10 protein-coding genes are annotated in these 15,609 nt (G+C 42.4%); 8 read left to right on the forward strand and 2 right to left on the reverse strand.

Annotation, left to right across the window (positions count from 1 at the left end; genetic code table 11):
- Positions 1-16: 16 nt before the first annotated feature.
- Positions 17-457, reverse strand: coding sequence for a transporter (locus HMPREF0659_RS12840; protein ID WP_233419245.1), 441 nt, complete (start codon positions 455-457; stop codon positions 17-19).
- A gap of 791 nt (positions 458-1,248) precedes the next feature.
- On the opposite strand from HMPREF0659_RS12840, the gene HMPREF0659_RS00230 reads away from it, so the two are divergent.
- Positions 1,249-2,478: an MFS transporter gene (locus HMPREF0659_RS00230; protein ID WP_394330197.1), complete on the forward strand. Its 1,230-nt coding sequence runs from the start codon at positions 1,249-1,251 to the stop codon at positions 2,476-2,478.
- Between the two features lie 310 nt (positions 2,479-2,788).
- Positions 2,789-5,374, forward strand: coding sequence for a beta-N-acetylglucosaminidase domain-containing protein (locus HMPREF0659_RS00235; protein WP_013264134.1), 2,586 nt, complete (start codon positions 2,789-2,791; stop codon positions 5,372-5,374).
- Between the two features lie 151 nt (positions 5,375-5,525).
- Here the strand turns inward: HMPREF0659_RS00235 and HMPREF0659_RS00240 are convergent, their stop codons facing one another.
- Complete coding sequence (locus tag HMPREF0659_RS00240; protein ID WP_226893180.1) at positions 5,526-6,071, reverse strand: hypothetical protein; 546 nt, start codon at positions 6,069-6,071, stop codon at positions 5,526-5,528.
- A 773-nt stretch (positions 6,072-6,844) separates the two neighbouring features.
- Here HMPREF0659_RS00240 and HMPREF0659_RS00245 point away from each other — a divergent pair.
- The 6 genes from HMPREF0659_RS00245 to HMPREF0659_RS00270 all read left to right on the forward strand — a co-directional run bounded on the left by HMPREF0659_RS00245 (position 6,845) and on the right by HMPREF0659_RS00270 (position 15,473).
- On the forward strand, positions 6,845-7,531 hold the full coding sequence (locus HMPREF0659_RS00245; protein WP_013264540.1) for a succinate dehydrogenase/fumarate reductase cytochrome b subunit: 687 nt from the start codon (positions 6,845-6,847) through the stop codon (positions 7,529-7,531).
- A gap of 39 nt (positions 7,532-7,570) precedes the next feature.
- The gene (locus tag HMPREF0659_RS00250) at positions 7,571-9,553 is read left to right on the forward strand and encodes a fumarate reductase/succinate dehydrogenase flavoprotein subunit (protein WP_013263945.1); all 1,983 of its coding nucleotides are present in this window, start codon (positions 7,571-7,573) and stop codon (positions 9,551-9,553) included.
- Position 9,554: 1 nt separating this feature from the next.
- The gene (locus tag HMPREF0659_RS00255) at positions 9,555-10,313 is read left to right on the forward strand and encodes a succinate dehydrogenase/fumarate reductase iron-sulfur subunit (protein WP_013264811.1); all 759 of its coding nucleotides are present in this window, start codon (positions 9,555-9,557) and stop codon (positions 10,311-10,313) included.
- Between the two features lie 1,304 nt (positions 10,314-11,617).
- On the forward strand, positions 11,618-12,814 hold the full coding sequence (locus HMPREF0659_RS00260) for a serine/threonine protein kinase (protein ID WP_013263877.1): 1,197 nt from the start codon (positions 11,618-11,620) through the stop codon (positions 12,812-12,814).
- 254 nt (positions 12,815-13,068) lie between these two features.
- Positions 13,069-13,800 carry a M15 family metallopeptidase gene (locus HMPREF0659_RS00265; protein ID WP_013264996.1) on the forward strand — a complete coding sequence of 244 codons (732 nt, stop codon included), beginning with the start codon at positions 13,069-13,071 and terminating at the stop codon, positions 13,798-13,800.
- A 239-nt stretch (positions 13,801-14,039) separates the two neighbouring features.
- Positions 14,040-15,473 (forward strand): THUMP-like domain-containing protein, encoded by a 1,434-nt coding sequence (locus tag HMPREF0659_RS00270; RefSeq protein WP_013264687.1) that lies wholly within the window; start codon positions 14,040-14,042, stop codon positions 15,471-15,473.
- The last annotated feature ends 136 nt before the right edge of the window (positions 15,474-15,609 follow it).

Below are 15,609 nucleotides of genomic sequence, written 5' to 3' on the forward strand. Positions count from 1 at the left end.
TAATTTCCCTTTTCTCTTAGTTTAGTAGCCAAGTGATGCCCAACCCAATGTTACTATATCGTGAGAACTCGTTGAAAGATATGTCGTAGTAAGTGTTTAGGTGCAGTCGTGGTGAAACCTTATAATCCATTCCGACTTCACTCATAAAGTTGAAGTGGCTGTCATGTCCTGGTTTTGCCCAGTCGTCCTGTCGCTTTGAGTTGTATCGGTTATAGCTTTCTACGAAGAAGCTCCACTTGTCAGTAGGCTGATACGTGAGGTTAGCACCAAAGAAAAGGTCAGGACTCTCTGTGTCACCATCCCATTCAGCTCCCAAATCATAGCCTAAGGTGAACTTACTACTCAGCTCATTTTCGAACAGGAGGTGGGCTTGAATGCCCAAATTCTTGGGCAGATAGTGTGCGTTACTACCACCAGGAATGAGTATTGTACCCATAAAGGAAACCTTTGGAAACACCTTTCCGCCCTCATAAACCTTGATTTTCGTACCAATAGCGGCATTCGCAATGCCCCAAAATTCCCTTCAGGTGTATGGGTTATACATTCGTGTATCTGTAGTCTTACCTCCGCTTGTGGAGTCAGTCCAAGACGAAACAAAGATGTGTTGATAGTGAAAGTACGTGCGTGTCCACCGTTTCTTCTGTCCCATTCAAGTACGATACCAGTTTCCCAATCATTCTTTCCTGGTTTCATGATCCCGACACCAGTCGTAGCACAGGGGCATCTGGAGAGAAATCATCAGTGTCTTGTGCCATTGAATGTGCAGAGACGAACGTAAGGAGAGATAAACATAAAGTTCTTTTTAAACCACTTCTAAGATAGGCTATCATAGTCTTCTTTCTTTCTAATAATGTTGTTGTTTGTTTTAATGTGGATTACAGTCCCCTATTCGTAATCTTATCTTTTTACCCTCATCTTTCTATAGGGGAATGTTATATCAGCTACAAAGATACGCATTAATCGTTTGAAAATGCGTATTTTATGGTTAAAGTCTTCCTTATCTGTGAAAATCAATGGCGTTTTGCTATCTTTTTTACGACTGATAGCTACTCATTCCACCCCTTTCTATTGTCGTACTGATACTCCGCACATGATGTGCTAACGCCTCGCACGTGTGGTGCGGAGGCTCCGCACCCTATAAAGAGAGGCTCGTTTCGATGGATGAAATTCAACTTGTAAAAAGCAGTTGATGCTTCATAGTTATACAGGTTTGCATTCTTTGTTTATAAAGATAATATGTACCTTTGCATGTTCGGAGATAATAATCAACATATGAAGCTAAATAATACGATAGAAGAAGGAAACGAAGAACGTACAGCCTTAGGCATTCTGCTCACGATAAGTTTTTGTCACCTCTTAGATGACACAATGCATTCGATGCTCCCAGCAATTTACCCGATGTTGAAAGATGAGTTTGGATTATCCTTCTTTCAAGTTGGAATCATAACGTTAGTACTACAGCTAACCTCTTCCATCATCCAACCTTTTGTAGGACTCTATGCCGATAAGCATCATGGTTGGTGGCAATTGCCTGTGAGTATGGTGTTCACGCTTATAGGAATCTTTATGCTTTCGTATGCCGATAGTTTCCTCGTCATCTTATTATCTGTATCATTGTTCGGCTTAGGCTCTTCTATATTCCATCCGCAAGGTTCGCAAGTGGCACAGCAAGCCTCTGGTGGACGCAATGGTTTAGCACAGAGTATTTTCCAGGTAGGAGGCAATGGTGGCTTTGCAGCAGGACCATTGTTTGCAGCCCTGATAGTGATACCAGTCGGCTTGAGTGGTGTACGCTGGTTTGCGTTTATAGCCCTTCTTTTAGCCGTCATACTGATTTATATAGGAAAATGGCATGTAAAACAATTAAAGGTCGTTCGTAAACGCAGTAGGGCACGATGGACAACAGCGAAAACATATACACGTAATCAGATTTATGGTTTTGTGTTTATCCTCTTCGTATTGATGTTCTCCAAGAACTTTTATACAGAGAGTATGGTCAGCTATTTTACTTTCTTTCTGATAGAGAAGTTCGGGGTATCTATTCAAACATCCCAACTCTGCCTATTTGTTTTCTTAGCAGCAGAAGTTGTTGGAACCCTTCTTGGAGGCTGGATAGGCGATCGCTACGGACGTAAATACGTGATATGGTTCTCTATCTTTGGGGCAGCGCCATTTACAATCATGCTCCCATACGTAGGTAGTCTTGCTGGAACAATCATTTTATCAGCCATCATCGGACTCATTATAGCATCAGCCTTTTCAGCAATATTGGTTTATGCAACCGACCTTATGCCTAATCATGTAGGTACAATAGCCGGTATCTTCTATGGACTTTCATTTGGTCTTGGTGGTCTTGGAAGTACCTTCTTTGGTTGGTTAGCCGATCAGACGAGTATTCTCTTCGTCTTTAAGGTAAGCACATTGCTCCCATTGTTAGGTATTATAGCCGTCTATTTGCCAAAGATGAAGCGTGAGTAAGCCACATGGATGATTATAGTCTTACCATTAATAAAGTTGTTTTATGCGTAATGGAGGGCTATATTTAGGTAATGAAAAAGACAAAGAGCAGTTAGGAAAGACTATAATTAGAAATCCATACCTTAGTTAAAGAAATCCCTATTCCTTGCTTTTTGCTATCAGTTGATGGGTGAAATTCATTTTAATTCCTTATCTTTGCAAGTAGAATTCCTTTTCCTTAGAAAGGGAAGCAATCATATTACTATTTTATAATCGACTTGTCTTATGCGGAAGTATATGGCAGGTCGGATGCCAAATATTAAAAACCTACATGAAACAAAAGAAACTTTTAGTGACCTTCGTATTGGGTATGTGTGCCCTTACGGCAGCTCATGCACAGGATAATGACTTCGATTTAGGCAGTCAGCGTTCGGAAGTGCAGTTAGTTAATCCTGTTCCTGGTAAGAAGATTGACCATCAGGGACTCGTTATTAATCCTACACCACGTTACGTGAAACTGACAGGCGAGGGAACAGTAGACATCAGTGGTGGTGTTAAACTTGACCAACCGCAGCCTGCTCGTAAGCAGAGTTGGGACTATTGGACTGACCTTAACTTCCTTTCTCGTGCTGATAAGGGTCTTCCAATGAAGATACAATTAGTAAAGATACCAGTGGTTCTGGATAAGATCGGTCAGAGTGATGCTACTACTGACGGTGCCTACACACTGAAAATTACTAAGAAGGGAATCACACTTCTGGCTGCTTATGACTTAGGAGTATTCTATGGTATACAGACTTTGCGCCAGATTATGGAGAACCCATCCGTAGAAGGCGGTAAGAAACTTCCTTGTTTGGAAATCGGCGATGCACCAGTATTTGCCTATCGTGGTGTTGTGGAGGGTTTCTATGGTACACCATGGTCGCACGCAGTACGCCTGTCATTGATTGACTTCTACGGTAAGTACAAGATGAATACTTATATCTATGGACCAAAGGATGACCCTTATCACAGTTCTCCTAACTGGCGTCTGCCTTATCCAGAGAATGAGATGAAGGACATCAAGGAACTTGTTGCAGCCTGCAAGAAGAACCGTGTAGACTTCGTTTGGGCTATTCATCCAGGTAAGGATATCAAATGGAATGAGGAAGACTATCAGAATCTTATGCACAAACTTGACCTCATGTATCAAGCTGGTGTGAAGTCATTTGCTATCTTCTTTGATGATATTTCAGGCGAGGGAACCAACCCTAACCGACAAGTTGAGCTGTTGAATCGTTTGACAAAGGAGTTTGTAAAGGCGAAGGGCGACGTTGCTCCGCTGATTATTTGTCCTACAGACTATTCTAAGTTGTGGGCAAAGGCAGATGAGAATGGGCCTTTGAGCATCTATGGTAAGACCCTCGACCCTTCTGTTCGTGTGTTCTGGACAGGCGATGTTGTTTGTAGCGATGTGACAAAGAGTACACTCGATTGGGTGGATAGTCGCATCAAGCGTCCTGCTTTCTTCTGGTGGAACTATGCCGTAACAGACTATGTTCGCAACCTTGTATTGCAGGGTCCTGTTTATGGTTTAGACACTTCACTCACCGATAAGGATATGTGTGGACTCGTCAGCAACCCAATGGAGCATGGAGAAGCTTCAAAACTCTCTCTCTATAGTGTAGCTGATTATACATGGAATCCATCTGTTTATAACCCAATCGACAGCTGGGAGCGTGGCTTGGAGGTAATGATGCCACGTGCAAAGGAGGCTTATCGCACCTTCGCCATCCATTCTGCTGATACTGAAACAGGTTATCGTCGTGACGAGTCTTGGGAGACTGAGACCTTCCGTCTTGCTGATTACACACAGCAGAAGCGTGATAAACTCTACGAGGAGTTTGTACGTGTGGCTAAGGTACCTGCTGAGTTTGAGGCTGGTTGTACCAACGAGCAGCTCATCAAGGAGTTGAAACCATGGCTTGTTGAGTTTGGTAAGGTAGGTGAGCGTGGTAAGAGCGCTATTGAATTGATGGACCTCTATCGTAGTGGTGACAACTTGAAGTTCTGGAGTAAGTATGTTAAGAGCCGTATGTCTGCAGAAGATAAGAAAGCTTACGAGGCTCATAAGTCGGGAACTATGAAGTTGCAGCCATTCTACGACTTCGCAATGGACGACCTTGGTGATGCCTTCTATGAGAAGCTTTCAGGTGAAAAGGCATTCACACTACGTGGTATCGGTTCTTATAAGAATCTTAAGACTACCCAAGCTGGTTTGATGTTCGATGGCGATAGCATAACACATTACACCTCTGGTGAGGCTCAGAAGGCTGGTGACTGGATGGGTGTAGCCCTCCCTGAACCAATGGCAGTACGTGAGGTGCATATCCTTCAGGGTCGTAACTCTACTGATGATTGCGACTTCTATGACCATGCAGCACTTGAGTATTCTGTTGACGGCAAGACATGGAATACCATGTTGGGCGATATGAAGAACCAGTATGATATCCTTTGGCAGGGCGATCCAGTGCAAGCACGTTATATTCGCTTGCGTCGTCTCGACTCAGACCGTAAGAACTGGGCTTCTATTCGTTCGTTCGTAGTGGTACCTGCTGGTGCAGCTTCGCTTGAGTTTGAGAATTCTAAGGCTGGATCAAGCGATGTTCTTCTTGCGTTCGATCATCAGCCTGGTACATCTTTCAAGAATACAGGTGCTGTTTCGTTCGAGGTACCAAGTGGTATGACTTCTTACACCTTCATGCTTTCATTGCCAGAGGGTGGTTCTGTTCGCGTTTGCCAGTATGATAAGCGCAACAAGCTGAAGGCTGAATTCACTTCTAATGAGCCTTTCTTCACTGTTGATGTGGCAAAGAAAGTAACACGTATGGAGTTGATTGGCAAGGCAGAAGTGTTCGAGATTATTCCAAAGAAGTAAGACATTGGTTGACGAGTCTACAAGTAGACAAGTTGCTTGTTAAAAGACAACAAATAAATAGAAATAGGGACAGACGATGGCGTCTGTCCCTATTGTTTGTAATAGGTTCGAGTGAATGATAATCTAAGAAATGAGGTGAATAAGCCCGAATTTATTTCTTTACGTTAAAGGTTAACGCTGAACCTTTCTTCAAGATAACCCTTCGATTGGAATTGTCACTAAACAAAGGAATGTCTTTGGTGCAAGTCAACGTTAGGATTTCTCCGGTCTTAGTCTTCTTATATTGATGCCTTAAGTTTTTGATATGCGAATCACATGCACCATCATAATCGTTTATATGATAATCTTCTTTATTGATAGTCAGATATAATACGTCTGCATAAGCATAGGTACTGTATTGTACGCTTACGCCGTTAAAATGAGCGTTGTAAACCTTATAGGATTTGTCGCACACGTCATCTTCGTCAGGTTCAATAGTGAAGTGTGATTTTGAGGCTTTCCCCTTGACTACTATTGTCTTACCCACAACGATATGGAGGTTGGCATAAGCGTTCATAGGTAGACGCTTTTTGGTTCCACATTTGTTGAACATTGAATTCAAAAAAGCTGGTCTGCTCATGTAATCCAGATTGTTATCTTGTGCGTTGGTAGCTATGCAGGACAATACAAGTAATAAGCTTAAAATAATCTTTTTCATTGCTTAATTCTTTAATGTTGATACATTCTTTCATTAGAATTCTGTGAATGTTTGAATTCAATAAATGTTTTTCGTTGTTTTTGTTTGCGAATAGTAGCTGTTTTGTTGCTGTTCTTGTAAAGTAGCATTGATATTGCTGCAAATGTAGATAATAGTTTTTAAATAAACAAACGTTGGATAGATTTTAGATAGGTTGACTTCGTTTTCGGTACTTTCTAACAACAAGTTGTCTCCACTTCTCTAACATACAGCAAGATATTTAGCCCTCCGCACCATTGGTGCTAACGCTCCGCACCATTGGTGCTTACCAATCGCACGGCATGTGCTGAGTACTAACACATCGGCTAAGGACGGGAAGAAAGGGTCTTAATAACACATAGTAATATGCTAATAAATCACTAATATGGGAAGGGTTTATCAGCCATTACTAATCTTTTTGCTCCACTTCACTGATGAATTAAAATAACTATACAACACCGAAAGTTTTTGTTTAACTTTCGAGGTTTGTGCGTCTTCTAAAACTATCCTCATTTATTAGGATAGGCAAAGCCTCCTTATTTTAAGTCTAAATACTATACATTTTGTTTAAAATACTTTGATAAATCATTAAAATATAGTATTTTTGCATCGCATTATGTATGTACGCATACCAACATCTTGGTATCTAATTTAATGAACAATAATTATGAGTGGGAGGCTGAATACAGTCTTCTCGCTACATTCATTTAGGAATAATAATTCTAACAATTTAAATATTTAAAATCAAAACATTTATGTGGTTAATCAATTCATCTATTGGTAGAAAGGTGATTATGTCAGTTACTGGCATGGCCCTGATCCTATTCATGACGTTCCACTGCTGTATGAATCTTGTTGCGCTCTTCTCAGGAGAGGCATACAACATGATTTGTGAGCTGTTGGGTGCCAACTGGTATGCAGTAGCAGCTACTGCTGGTCTTGGCGCATTGGCAGTTTGTCACATCGTTTATGCGTTCATTCTTACAGCGCAAAACCGCCGTGCACGTGGTGACAATCGTTATGCTGTTACAGAGAAGCCTGCAACTGTAGAGTGGGCAAGCCAGAACATGCTTGTTCTCGGTATTATTGTGTTGCTTGGTCTTGGACTTCACTTCTTTAACTTCTGGTACAACATGATGTTTGCAGAGCTCACACATATCGATGTACCTTTCCACCCAGCTGATGGTTTTTCTTACATTCAGTACACTTTCTCTAAGCCTGTGTACGTAGTTCTTTATGTAATCTGGATTGCTGCATTGTGGTTCCACCTCTCTCACGGTTTCTGGAGTGCTATGCAGACAGTTGGTATCAATGGTAAAGTATGGTTCAACCGTTGGAAGACCATTGGTAACATCTATGTTACTCTGTTGATGCTTGGCTTCCTCATTGTAGTTCTTGCATTTGCTTTCCATTGTGCACCAAGCCTTTGCTGTGCTGCATAATTTAAGTATCTAAGTTGAAAATTTAATTCAAAAACAATCATGACAAAGATATTAGATTCCAAAATACCAGCAGGTCCTGTAGCCGAGAAGTGGACTAACTACAAGGCACATCAGCGTTTGGTTAACCCAAAGAATAAACTGAAACTGGATGTTATCGTTGTTGGTACAGGTCTGGCTGGTGCCAGTGCTGCCGCTTCTCTCGGTGAGATGGGCTTCAACGTATATAACTTCTGCATCCAAGACTCACCACGTCGTGCACACTCTATCGCTGCACAGGGTGGTATCAATGCTGCAAAGAACTATCAGAATGATGGTGACTCAGTTTACCGTCTTTTCTACGATACTGTAAAGGGTGGTGACTATCGTGCTCGTGAAGCTAACGTTTATCGTTTGGCTGAGGTGTCAAACGACATTATCGACCAGTGCGTTGCACAGGGAGTTCCATTCGCTCGTGAGTATGGTGGTATGCTTGCTAACCGTTCTTTCGGTGGTGCACAGGTAAGCCGTACTTTCTATGCAAAGGGTCAGACCGGTCAGCAGTTGTTGCTCGGTGCTTACTCTTCATTGAGTGCACAGGTTGCTACAGGTAAGGTAAAGCTCTATACTCGTTATGAGATGGAGGACGTAGTTATCGTTGACGGTCACGCTCGTGGTATCATTGCTAAGAACCTTGTGACTGGTAAGTTGGAGCGTTTCACAGCTAATGCTGTTGTTATCGCTACTGGTGGTTATGGTAACGCATACTTCCTTTCAACCAACGCTATGGGTTGTAACTGTACAGCTGCTATCCAGTGCTACCGTAAGGGTGCTTATATGGCTAACCCATCTTACGTTCAGATTCACCCAACTTGTATCCCTGTACACGGTGATAAGCAGTCTAAGCTGACCCTTATGTCAGAGTCTCTGCGTAATGATGGCCGTATCTGGGTTCCTAAGAAGCTCGAAGATGCTAAGGCATTGCAGGCAGGAACGAAGAAGGGATCTGATATTCCAGAGGAAGATCGCGACTACTACTTGGAGCGTCGTTACCCAGCATTCGGTAACCTCGTACCTCGTGACGTTGCATCACGTGCTGCTAAGGAGCGTTGCGACCATGGTTTCGGTGTTAACAACACTGGTCTTGCTGTGTTCCTCGACTTCTCTGAGTCTATCAACCGCCTTGGTATCGATACAATTCTTCAGCGTTATGGTAACCTCTTCGATATGTATGAGGAGATTACAGACGTTAATCCAGGCGAACTCGCTAATGAGATTAACGGCGTGAAGTACTATAATCCAATGATGATCTTCCCTGCTATCCACTACACAATGGGTGGTATCTGGGTTGACTATGAGCTGATGACAACCGTTCCAGGTCTGTTTGCTATTGGTGAGTGTAACTTCTCTGACCATGGTGCTAACCGTCTTGGTGCTTCTGCTTTGATGCAGGGTCTTGCTGATGGTTACTTCGTATTGCCATATACTATTCAGAACTACCTTGCTGATCAGGCACTCTGGGCAAAGGTTCCAATCGACCGTCCTGAGTTTGATGAGGCTGAGAAGGCTGTTATGGCTGAGACAGATCGTTTGATGGGTATCCAGGGTAAGCGTTCTGTTGACTCACTCCACAAGGAACTCGGTCACATTATGTGGGAGTATGTAGGTATGGGTCGTACCAAGGAAGGTCTTGAGGAAGGTCTTAAGCAGTTGAAGGCTCTTCGTGAGGAGTTCAACTCTAACCTCTTTATTCCTGGTAAGAAGGAAGGCTTGAATGTTGAGCTTGACAAGGCAATTCACCTCCGTGACTTCATCCTTATGGGTGAGCTCGTAGCTTATGATGCATTGCATCGTGAGGAGAGTTGTGGTGGTCACTTCCGTGAGGAGCACCAGACTGAGGAAGGTGAGGCTAAGCGTGACGACGAGAACTTCTTCTATGTTGGCTGCTGGGAGTATCAGGGCGATGACACCAAGACCCCAGAACTCATCAAGGAACCTCTCGAGTATGAGGCAATCAAGGTACAAACACGTAATTACAAGAACTAAAATGGCAAAGAATATATCATTCACAATTAAGTATTGGAAGCAGAATGGTCCACAGGATCAGGGTCATTTCGATACACATGAGATGAAGAATATCCCAGATGACACCTCATTCCTTGAGATGCTTGACATCCTTAATGAGGAGTTGATTGCTGCTGGTGATGAACCATTCGTCTTCGACCACGACTGCCGCGAAGGTATCTGCGGTATGTGTTCACTCTATATCAACGGTACTCCACACGGTAAGACTGAACGCGGTGCAACAACCTGTCAGCTTTATATGCGCCGTTTCAACGATGGTGATGTTATCACTGTTGAGCCATGGCGTTCAGCTGGTTTTCCAGTAATCAAGGACTGTATGGTAGACCGTACAGCATTCGATAAGATTATTCAGGCTGGTGGTTACACAACAATCCGTACCGGTCAGGCACAGGATGCTAACGCTATTCTTATCTCTAAGGACAATGCTGATGAGGCTATGGACTGTGCAACATGTATCGGTTGTGGTGCTTGTGTTGCTGCATGTAAGAATGGTTCTGCAATGCTCTTCGTTTCATCTAAGGTAAGCCAGTTGGCTCTCTTGCCACAGGGTAAGCCTGAGGCTGCTAAGCGTGCTAAGGCAATGGTTGCTAAGATGGATGAGGTTGGCTTCGGTAACTGTACTAACACACGTGCTTGCGAGGCTGTTTGTCCTAAGAACGAGAAGATTGCTAACATCGCTCGTTTGAACCGTGAGTTCATCAAGGCAAAGTTTGCTGATTAATCATAAGCAACAGGCAGTAGCCCTATAGACTACTACCAAGCTTATTCAATCATAGGAAATCCCATAGCTCTGATATATGAGTTATGGGATTTTTGTTTATATGTCCCAGTTAAGTTAGTATGCGATACTTTATGATTTGAACCTCTTTTATATCCTTTGACCTTTGAGGTTTGACCTTTGAACTTTATGATTTTACTTTCACCGACTACGAATTACGCTAATTACTCGAATCCTTATCGCAACGTAATTCGTTTAATCAGTAGTCACAGATCGATAGTTTGCGAGTTTAGAAGTTGATGAGTATACTTATTATTTGTAGCGATAAATAACAGCTAATTTAATAGATAAGGATTTGAAAAATAATTACATTGTATCGAGTAAAACCTCTATAAATAACGAAAAAAACACATATAAAAAGAAAGTTTGCAATCAACAGAGAATCAATTAGTTATCAAGTAGTAAAATAAAAGGTGCTTAATTGGACTTCAAAAGGGCGTTAGTTAGCCTTCAAAAGGGCACCTTTTGCAAGTCAATTAGGCGTCTTTTAGGAGCTAAAAGAGCATGTCTTGGTTTTGAGTTGTTTGAAAATTATTTACAAGTATCGGTAGTGTGGAAGTATGCTGTTTGTAGAAGACGGATAGAAATCATATCAATTCGCATCTTGTTTTGTATTTTATCCCTCTTTGTAAGACCATCTAATTTAGGATAATCATACCATACAAGTATATAAATCTTTATTCTATTTCAATCTATTTATTTAACCCAATTCGGTCATTAGAGCCTAAACATATTTTGTTTTATTATCGAGCAGATTGTTTGGCTTTGTTACGCAGGCGTAGCGGGCTACGTCAAGTTACAAAGACGGACAAGATGCCGATAAGAAAATAAAAGATGTTAGGAAACAATACTATAGTAATAAAAATTATACATATTGTGGTCTAATGACCGATTTGGGTTTAACGTAAGAACCTATTTTCTTTGTGAAAGTAGTTCTGAAAATACATGTTTTGTCGCTGTGAGAGTATTGTTAAGCATAGAATAAGACATGCTTTGTTGCCTATAAAGAAGACATTTTGAAGTGGAGTAGAACGGCTTGTAGACAGGGTGACACGAGAATAAAGTATCGAAAGTAATAGGGTTAATGCTTTTCCTCTTATTCTTCTTTTACTCTTTTTCCCTTTCAAAGCTATGCTTCAGCATTTTACCTTTTTACTCTTTTACCCTTGAATATCTGTATTATCTCGTTTTTTTTTACTACTTTTGTACACAAAAGACGTAAAGACAATTAAAACCTACGAATATCAATGAGTGAGAACAAACTTTCCACTAACGAACAGGCACAGACTGCCGATGCTCCAGTAAAGGCCAGTTATACTGAATATAAAGTTATTCCATCACAGGGATATTGTATGATTGTGAAGTGTCGCAAGGGCGACCAGACAGTCGTATTGAAGACTCTAAAGGAAGAATATCGTGAGCGTGTGTTGCTTCGTAATGCATTGAAGCGTGAGTTTAAGCAATGTCAACGACTCAATCACTCTGGTATTATTCGCTATCAAGGGTTGGTTGAGGTTGATGGTTACGGACTTTGTATAGAGGAAGAGTATGTTGAAGGACGTACTTTGCAGGCTTATCTCAAGGAAAATCATACTGACGATGAGAAGATTGCTATCATCAATCAGATTGCTGATGCACTGCGTTATGCACATCAGCAAGGGGTTATTCATCGTAATTTGAAGCCTTCAAATGTGCTTGTTACAACACAGGGTGATTATGTAAAACTCATTGATTTCAGTGTTCTTTCACCTGAAGATGTTAAGCCTACAGCTGATACAACTCGCTTTATGGCACCAGAGATGAAGGACGAGACGTTGACAGCAGACGCTACAGCCGACATCTATTCGCTCGGTACTATTATGAAAGTGATGGGCTTGACGTTAGCTTACAGCGAGGTAATCAAGCGTTGTTGTGCTTTCAAGCGAAGCGATCGTTATAGCAATATTGATGAGCTCTTTGCTGATTTGAACAATGAAGGCTCTTCGTTCAGTATGCCAAAGATTGGTAAAGGTACTGTTGTCTTAGGCTTGATAATTGCTGTTGTTATTGGAGTCGGTGCGTTGCTTTATAACTATGGCGGTGCATTGATTGACCAAGTAGGTAAGATTGATGTGTCATCTGTCTTTAGTTCTGATGCTGAAACGGCTCCAGAAGATACAGTGAAGGTGAATACAGCAGAGCAATCTGATAGTCTTTCTACTGAAGCTGAGGCTCCTGCAACAGGTAAGCTTGCCTTTATGAATAGGATGAAGCCAGCCCTTTACAAGGACCTTGACAATATCTTTGAGAAGAACTCTGCAGATAAAGCAAAGTTGACAAAGGCTATCAAAACCTATTATCGTGGATTGATTCAAGCTAACGATACACTCGACAATGAGCAGCGTGCTGAGGTAGATCGCGTATTTGGCGATTATGTTAAGCAGAAGAAGGCTGCATTAAACTAATAAGATACAAACACTATATAGGTAAGGACTAAGTCATGTAGATATGATGTTTGACTTACTCAGTGATAGTGTTTACAGAAGGCAGGGGCAGAGGCTGTGCTTTCTTTCAGAACCTTGAGAGGGCGTGAGAGGAAGACAGTGTCTGCCCTTGTTAGCTTTCGTTGGTCGGTTTAAGTGTTTTAATTAACGAATGATTGATAATTTCTACAGCTGCTATTCGTGTCTGGCTGTAGAATATGTAATGAATAAAAAGAATGAAACGAGTCTTTTATCTGCTATTTGCAGCCATATTCTTTGCTGGTAGTATGCACGCACAGACACCAACGATGAGTCGTCGGCAGGCTGCTGGTCGGTCAATGGAGCAGCAGGGGTTGGTAAATATAAAGCATGTTGTACCTTCTATCAAGGTGGCTTTGATGTATGCTCGTACAGATAACTTCTGTAATCGTGTACTCTATCATGACCTTCGTGATGCCTACGTGCTGCCCGCTTGTGCAGAAGCATTGCGTAAAGCGCAGGCGGAGTTGAAGCGTCGTCGTCCTGATTTGAGCCTTTGTATCTTCGATGCCACACGACCGATGAGCGTACAGCAGACGATGTGGAATACAGTGAAAGATACCCCAAAGTATTTCTATGTGTCTAATCCTGCGCACGGAGGAGGTATGCATAACTATGGGATGGCTGTAGACATCAGTATCTGCAAGGCCTCATGGAATGATGCTACATGGCGTGATGGTGCCACACGTTGCTTGATAGATACGATTCCAATGGGTGTGAAGGTAGACCACATGGGGATAGCCAGTCATATTGATAAAGAAAATGACCTCATTGCCCGTCGTCTTATCTCTCGTGAGGCATTAGCTAACCGCAGACTCCTTCGTGAGGTGATGAGTGCTGCCGGTTTCATGCCTTTACGTACCGAGTGGTGGCACTTCAACCTTTGTACAAGGGCTTGGGCAAAGCAGAATTTGAGGGTGGTGAGGTAAAAAAGGAAGAAAAACCACCGCTCGCTTACTCTACCAAGTAGCCCCTCCCCCTTGCCCCTCCCCCAAAGGGAGGGGAGTGAATACCGAGATACCCCGATGTTAAATGGAAAGCAAGAAGATATGAGGAAGGGTAGTGTGAACAGGTAAGAAGGTTATATGCAAGAATCCTTAAACAAGATATAAGATTCTTTAGGTAAGGAGTTGGAGTATTTAATAGGATAAAAGTATAGGCAGATAAGATGGATAAAACGGATAAAATTAAGCAAGAGGAATTTCCTTTGCCACGATATGTGCAGGAAGTTTTGAGCAAACATAACATTTCACTCCCCTCCCTTTGGGGGAGGGGTAAGGGGGAGGGGCTGCTCGGTAGTCTTTCTGTCTTAGCCCTCCAATCCCACCGCTACCCCGATATTGACATGGCCTTCCTGCTCGACCAGTTGGCAGGATGGCAAACTGCACGCACGAAACTGCCGTCGTGGGCAGCGAAGGAGGATATCATTTACCCACCGCATCTATCGATGGAACAGTGTTCAAGTGAGCAGACTGCGGAATATAAGGCACGATTGGTTGCACGCCTTGTAGGGCTGGAGAACATAGCTTCTTATGACCTTAATAACGATTGTAGCAGACCTTCTGTTGGAGAAAAAACTACTCCAAAGCAGCAAGAAAATCATGTTTGGAACAGTTTTGAAGGGTCGTTCTGCGACCTAACAGGCGGCTTTGGCGTTGATTTCTCCTTTATAGCACGCAGCTTTAAACGTGCTATTTATGTCGAACAGCAGGAGAACTTGTGCGAATTGGCACGTCATAACTTCCACGCCTTAGGCTTGACACATGCTGAAGTGGTTAATGCCGACGGTACAGCCTACCTCCATCAGCTCGACCATGTGTCTGTGTTATTCCTCGATCCTGCGCGTCGTAATGAACAAGGAGGTAAGACGGTGCTGATAAGTGATTGTGCACCCGATGTCTTGGCATTGGAAGAAGAACTCTTAGTGAAGGCTGATTCTGTTGTTATAAAGCTATCGCCAATGCTCGATTGGCATCGTGCTGTGGACGAACTCAATCGCTTGGGCAATGTTGTTCGTGAGGTACATATCGTCTCTGTACGCAATGAATGTAAGGAATTGTTGCTGGTATTGCGGAAAACGAAAGGTGAAAAAGATGACAAGACGGCTACGGAAAAAGCCTTGAAGGTCTTCTGTGTGAATGATAATAACATCGTTTCTTATTCTCTTGATGAGGCTTTAAGCGTATCACAGCGACTTCTTTCGGCTGTTCCCAAAGCTGGTCAGTATCTCTATGAGCCCAATGCTTCATTGATGAAAGCAGGCTGTTTTGCTTTGCTTACTGCCCGTTATCCACTTTCAGCACTCAGTTTTAATTCTCATCTTTTTGTCTCTGAGGAGGCTATTAATGATTTCCCAGGTCGTCAGTTTGAGATAACAGCGGTTTCATCGTTCAATAAGAAAGAGTTACGACGTAGTCTTTCGGGGATAGACAAAGCTAATCTTTCCGTGCGCAACTTCCCTATGAGTGTTGCGGATTTGCGCAAACGGCTGAAGATAAAAGAGGGTGGAGATATCTACCTTTTTGCTACTACTGATGCAGAAAGCAATCACCTGCTTTTCGTTTGCAAGAAAACAGCGAAACCAACTTGTGACTCTCAATAAATTTACCTAACTTTGTAGTCTTTTCGTTGCGTAACAAAAGCTATGTTTTTTGTCCGCTGAATGTGGCTGGTCAGACACTGTTTGATTAATAGCATAACGACTTTTAAATAGAAATATATGATAAATAATTACCGAT

The organism is Prevotella melaninogenica ATCC 25845 (assembly GCF_000144405.1).
GTDB lineage: Bacteria > Bacteroidota > Bacteroidia > Bacteroidales > Bacteroidaceae > Prevotella > Prevotella melaninogenica.

What these genes read in the sequence shown, in the direction of transcription:
- HMPREF0659_RS00230 (WP_394330197.1), top strand. Translation starts at nt 1,249, where the DNA reads ATGTTCGGAGATAATAATCAACATATGAAGCTAAATAATACGATAGAA.
- HMPREF0659_RS00235 (WP_013264134.1), top strand. Translation starts at nt 2,789, where the DNA reads ATGAAACAAAAGAAACTTTTAGTGACCTTCGTATTGGGTATGTGTGCC.
- HMPREF0659_RS00240 (WP_226893180.1), bottom strand. Translation starts at nt 6,071, where the DNA reads ATGAAAAAGATTATTTTAAGCTTATTACTTGTATTGTCCTGCATAGCT.
- HMPREF0659_RS00245 (WP_013264540.1), top strand. Translation starts at nt 6,845, where the DNA reads ATGTGGTTAATCAATTCATCTATTGGTAGAAAGGTGATTATGTCAGTT.
- HMPREF0659_RS00250 (WP_013263945.1), top strand. Translation starts at nt 7,571, where the DNA reads ATGACAAAGATATTAGATTCCAAAATACCAGCAGGTCCTGTAGCCGAG.
- HMPREF0659_RS00255 (WP_013264811.1), top strand. Translation starts at nt 9,555, where the DNA reads ATGGCAAAGAATATATCATTCACAATTAAGTATTGGAAGCAGAATGGT.
- HMPREF0659_RS00260 (WP_013263877.1), top strand. Translation starts at nt 11,618, where the DNA reads ATGAGTGAGAACAAACTTTCCACTAACGAACAGGCACAGACTGCCGAT.
- HMPREF0659_RS00265 (WP_013264996.1), top strand. Translation starts at nt 13,069, where the DNA reads ATGAAACGAGTCTTTTATCTGCTATTTGCAGCCATATTCTTTGCTGGT.
- HMPREF0659_RS00270 (WP_013264687.1), top strand. Translation starts at nt 14,040, where the DNA reads ATGGATAAAACGGATAAAATTAAGCAAGAGGAATTTCCTTTGCCACGA.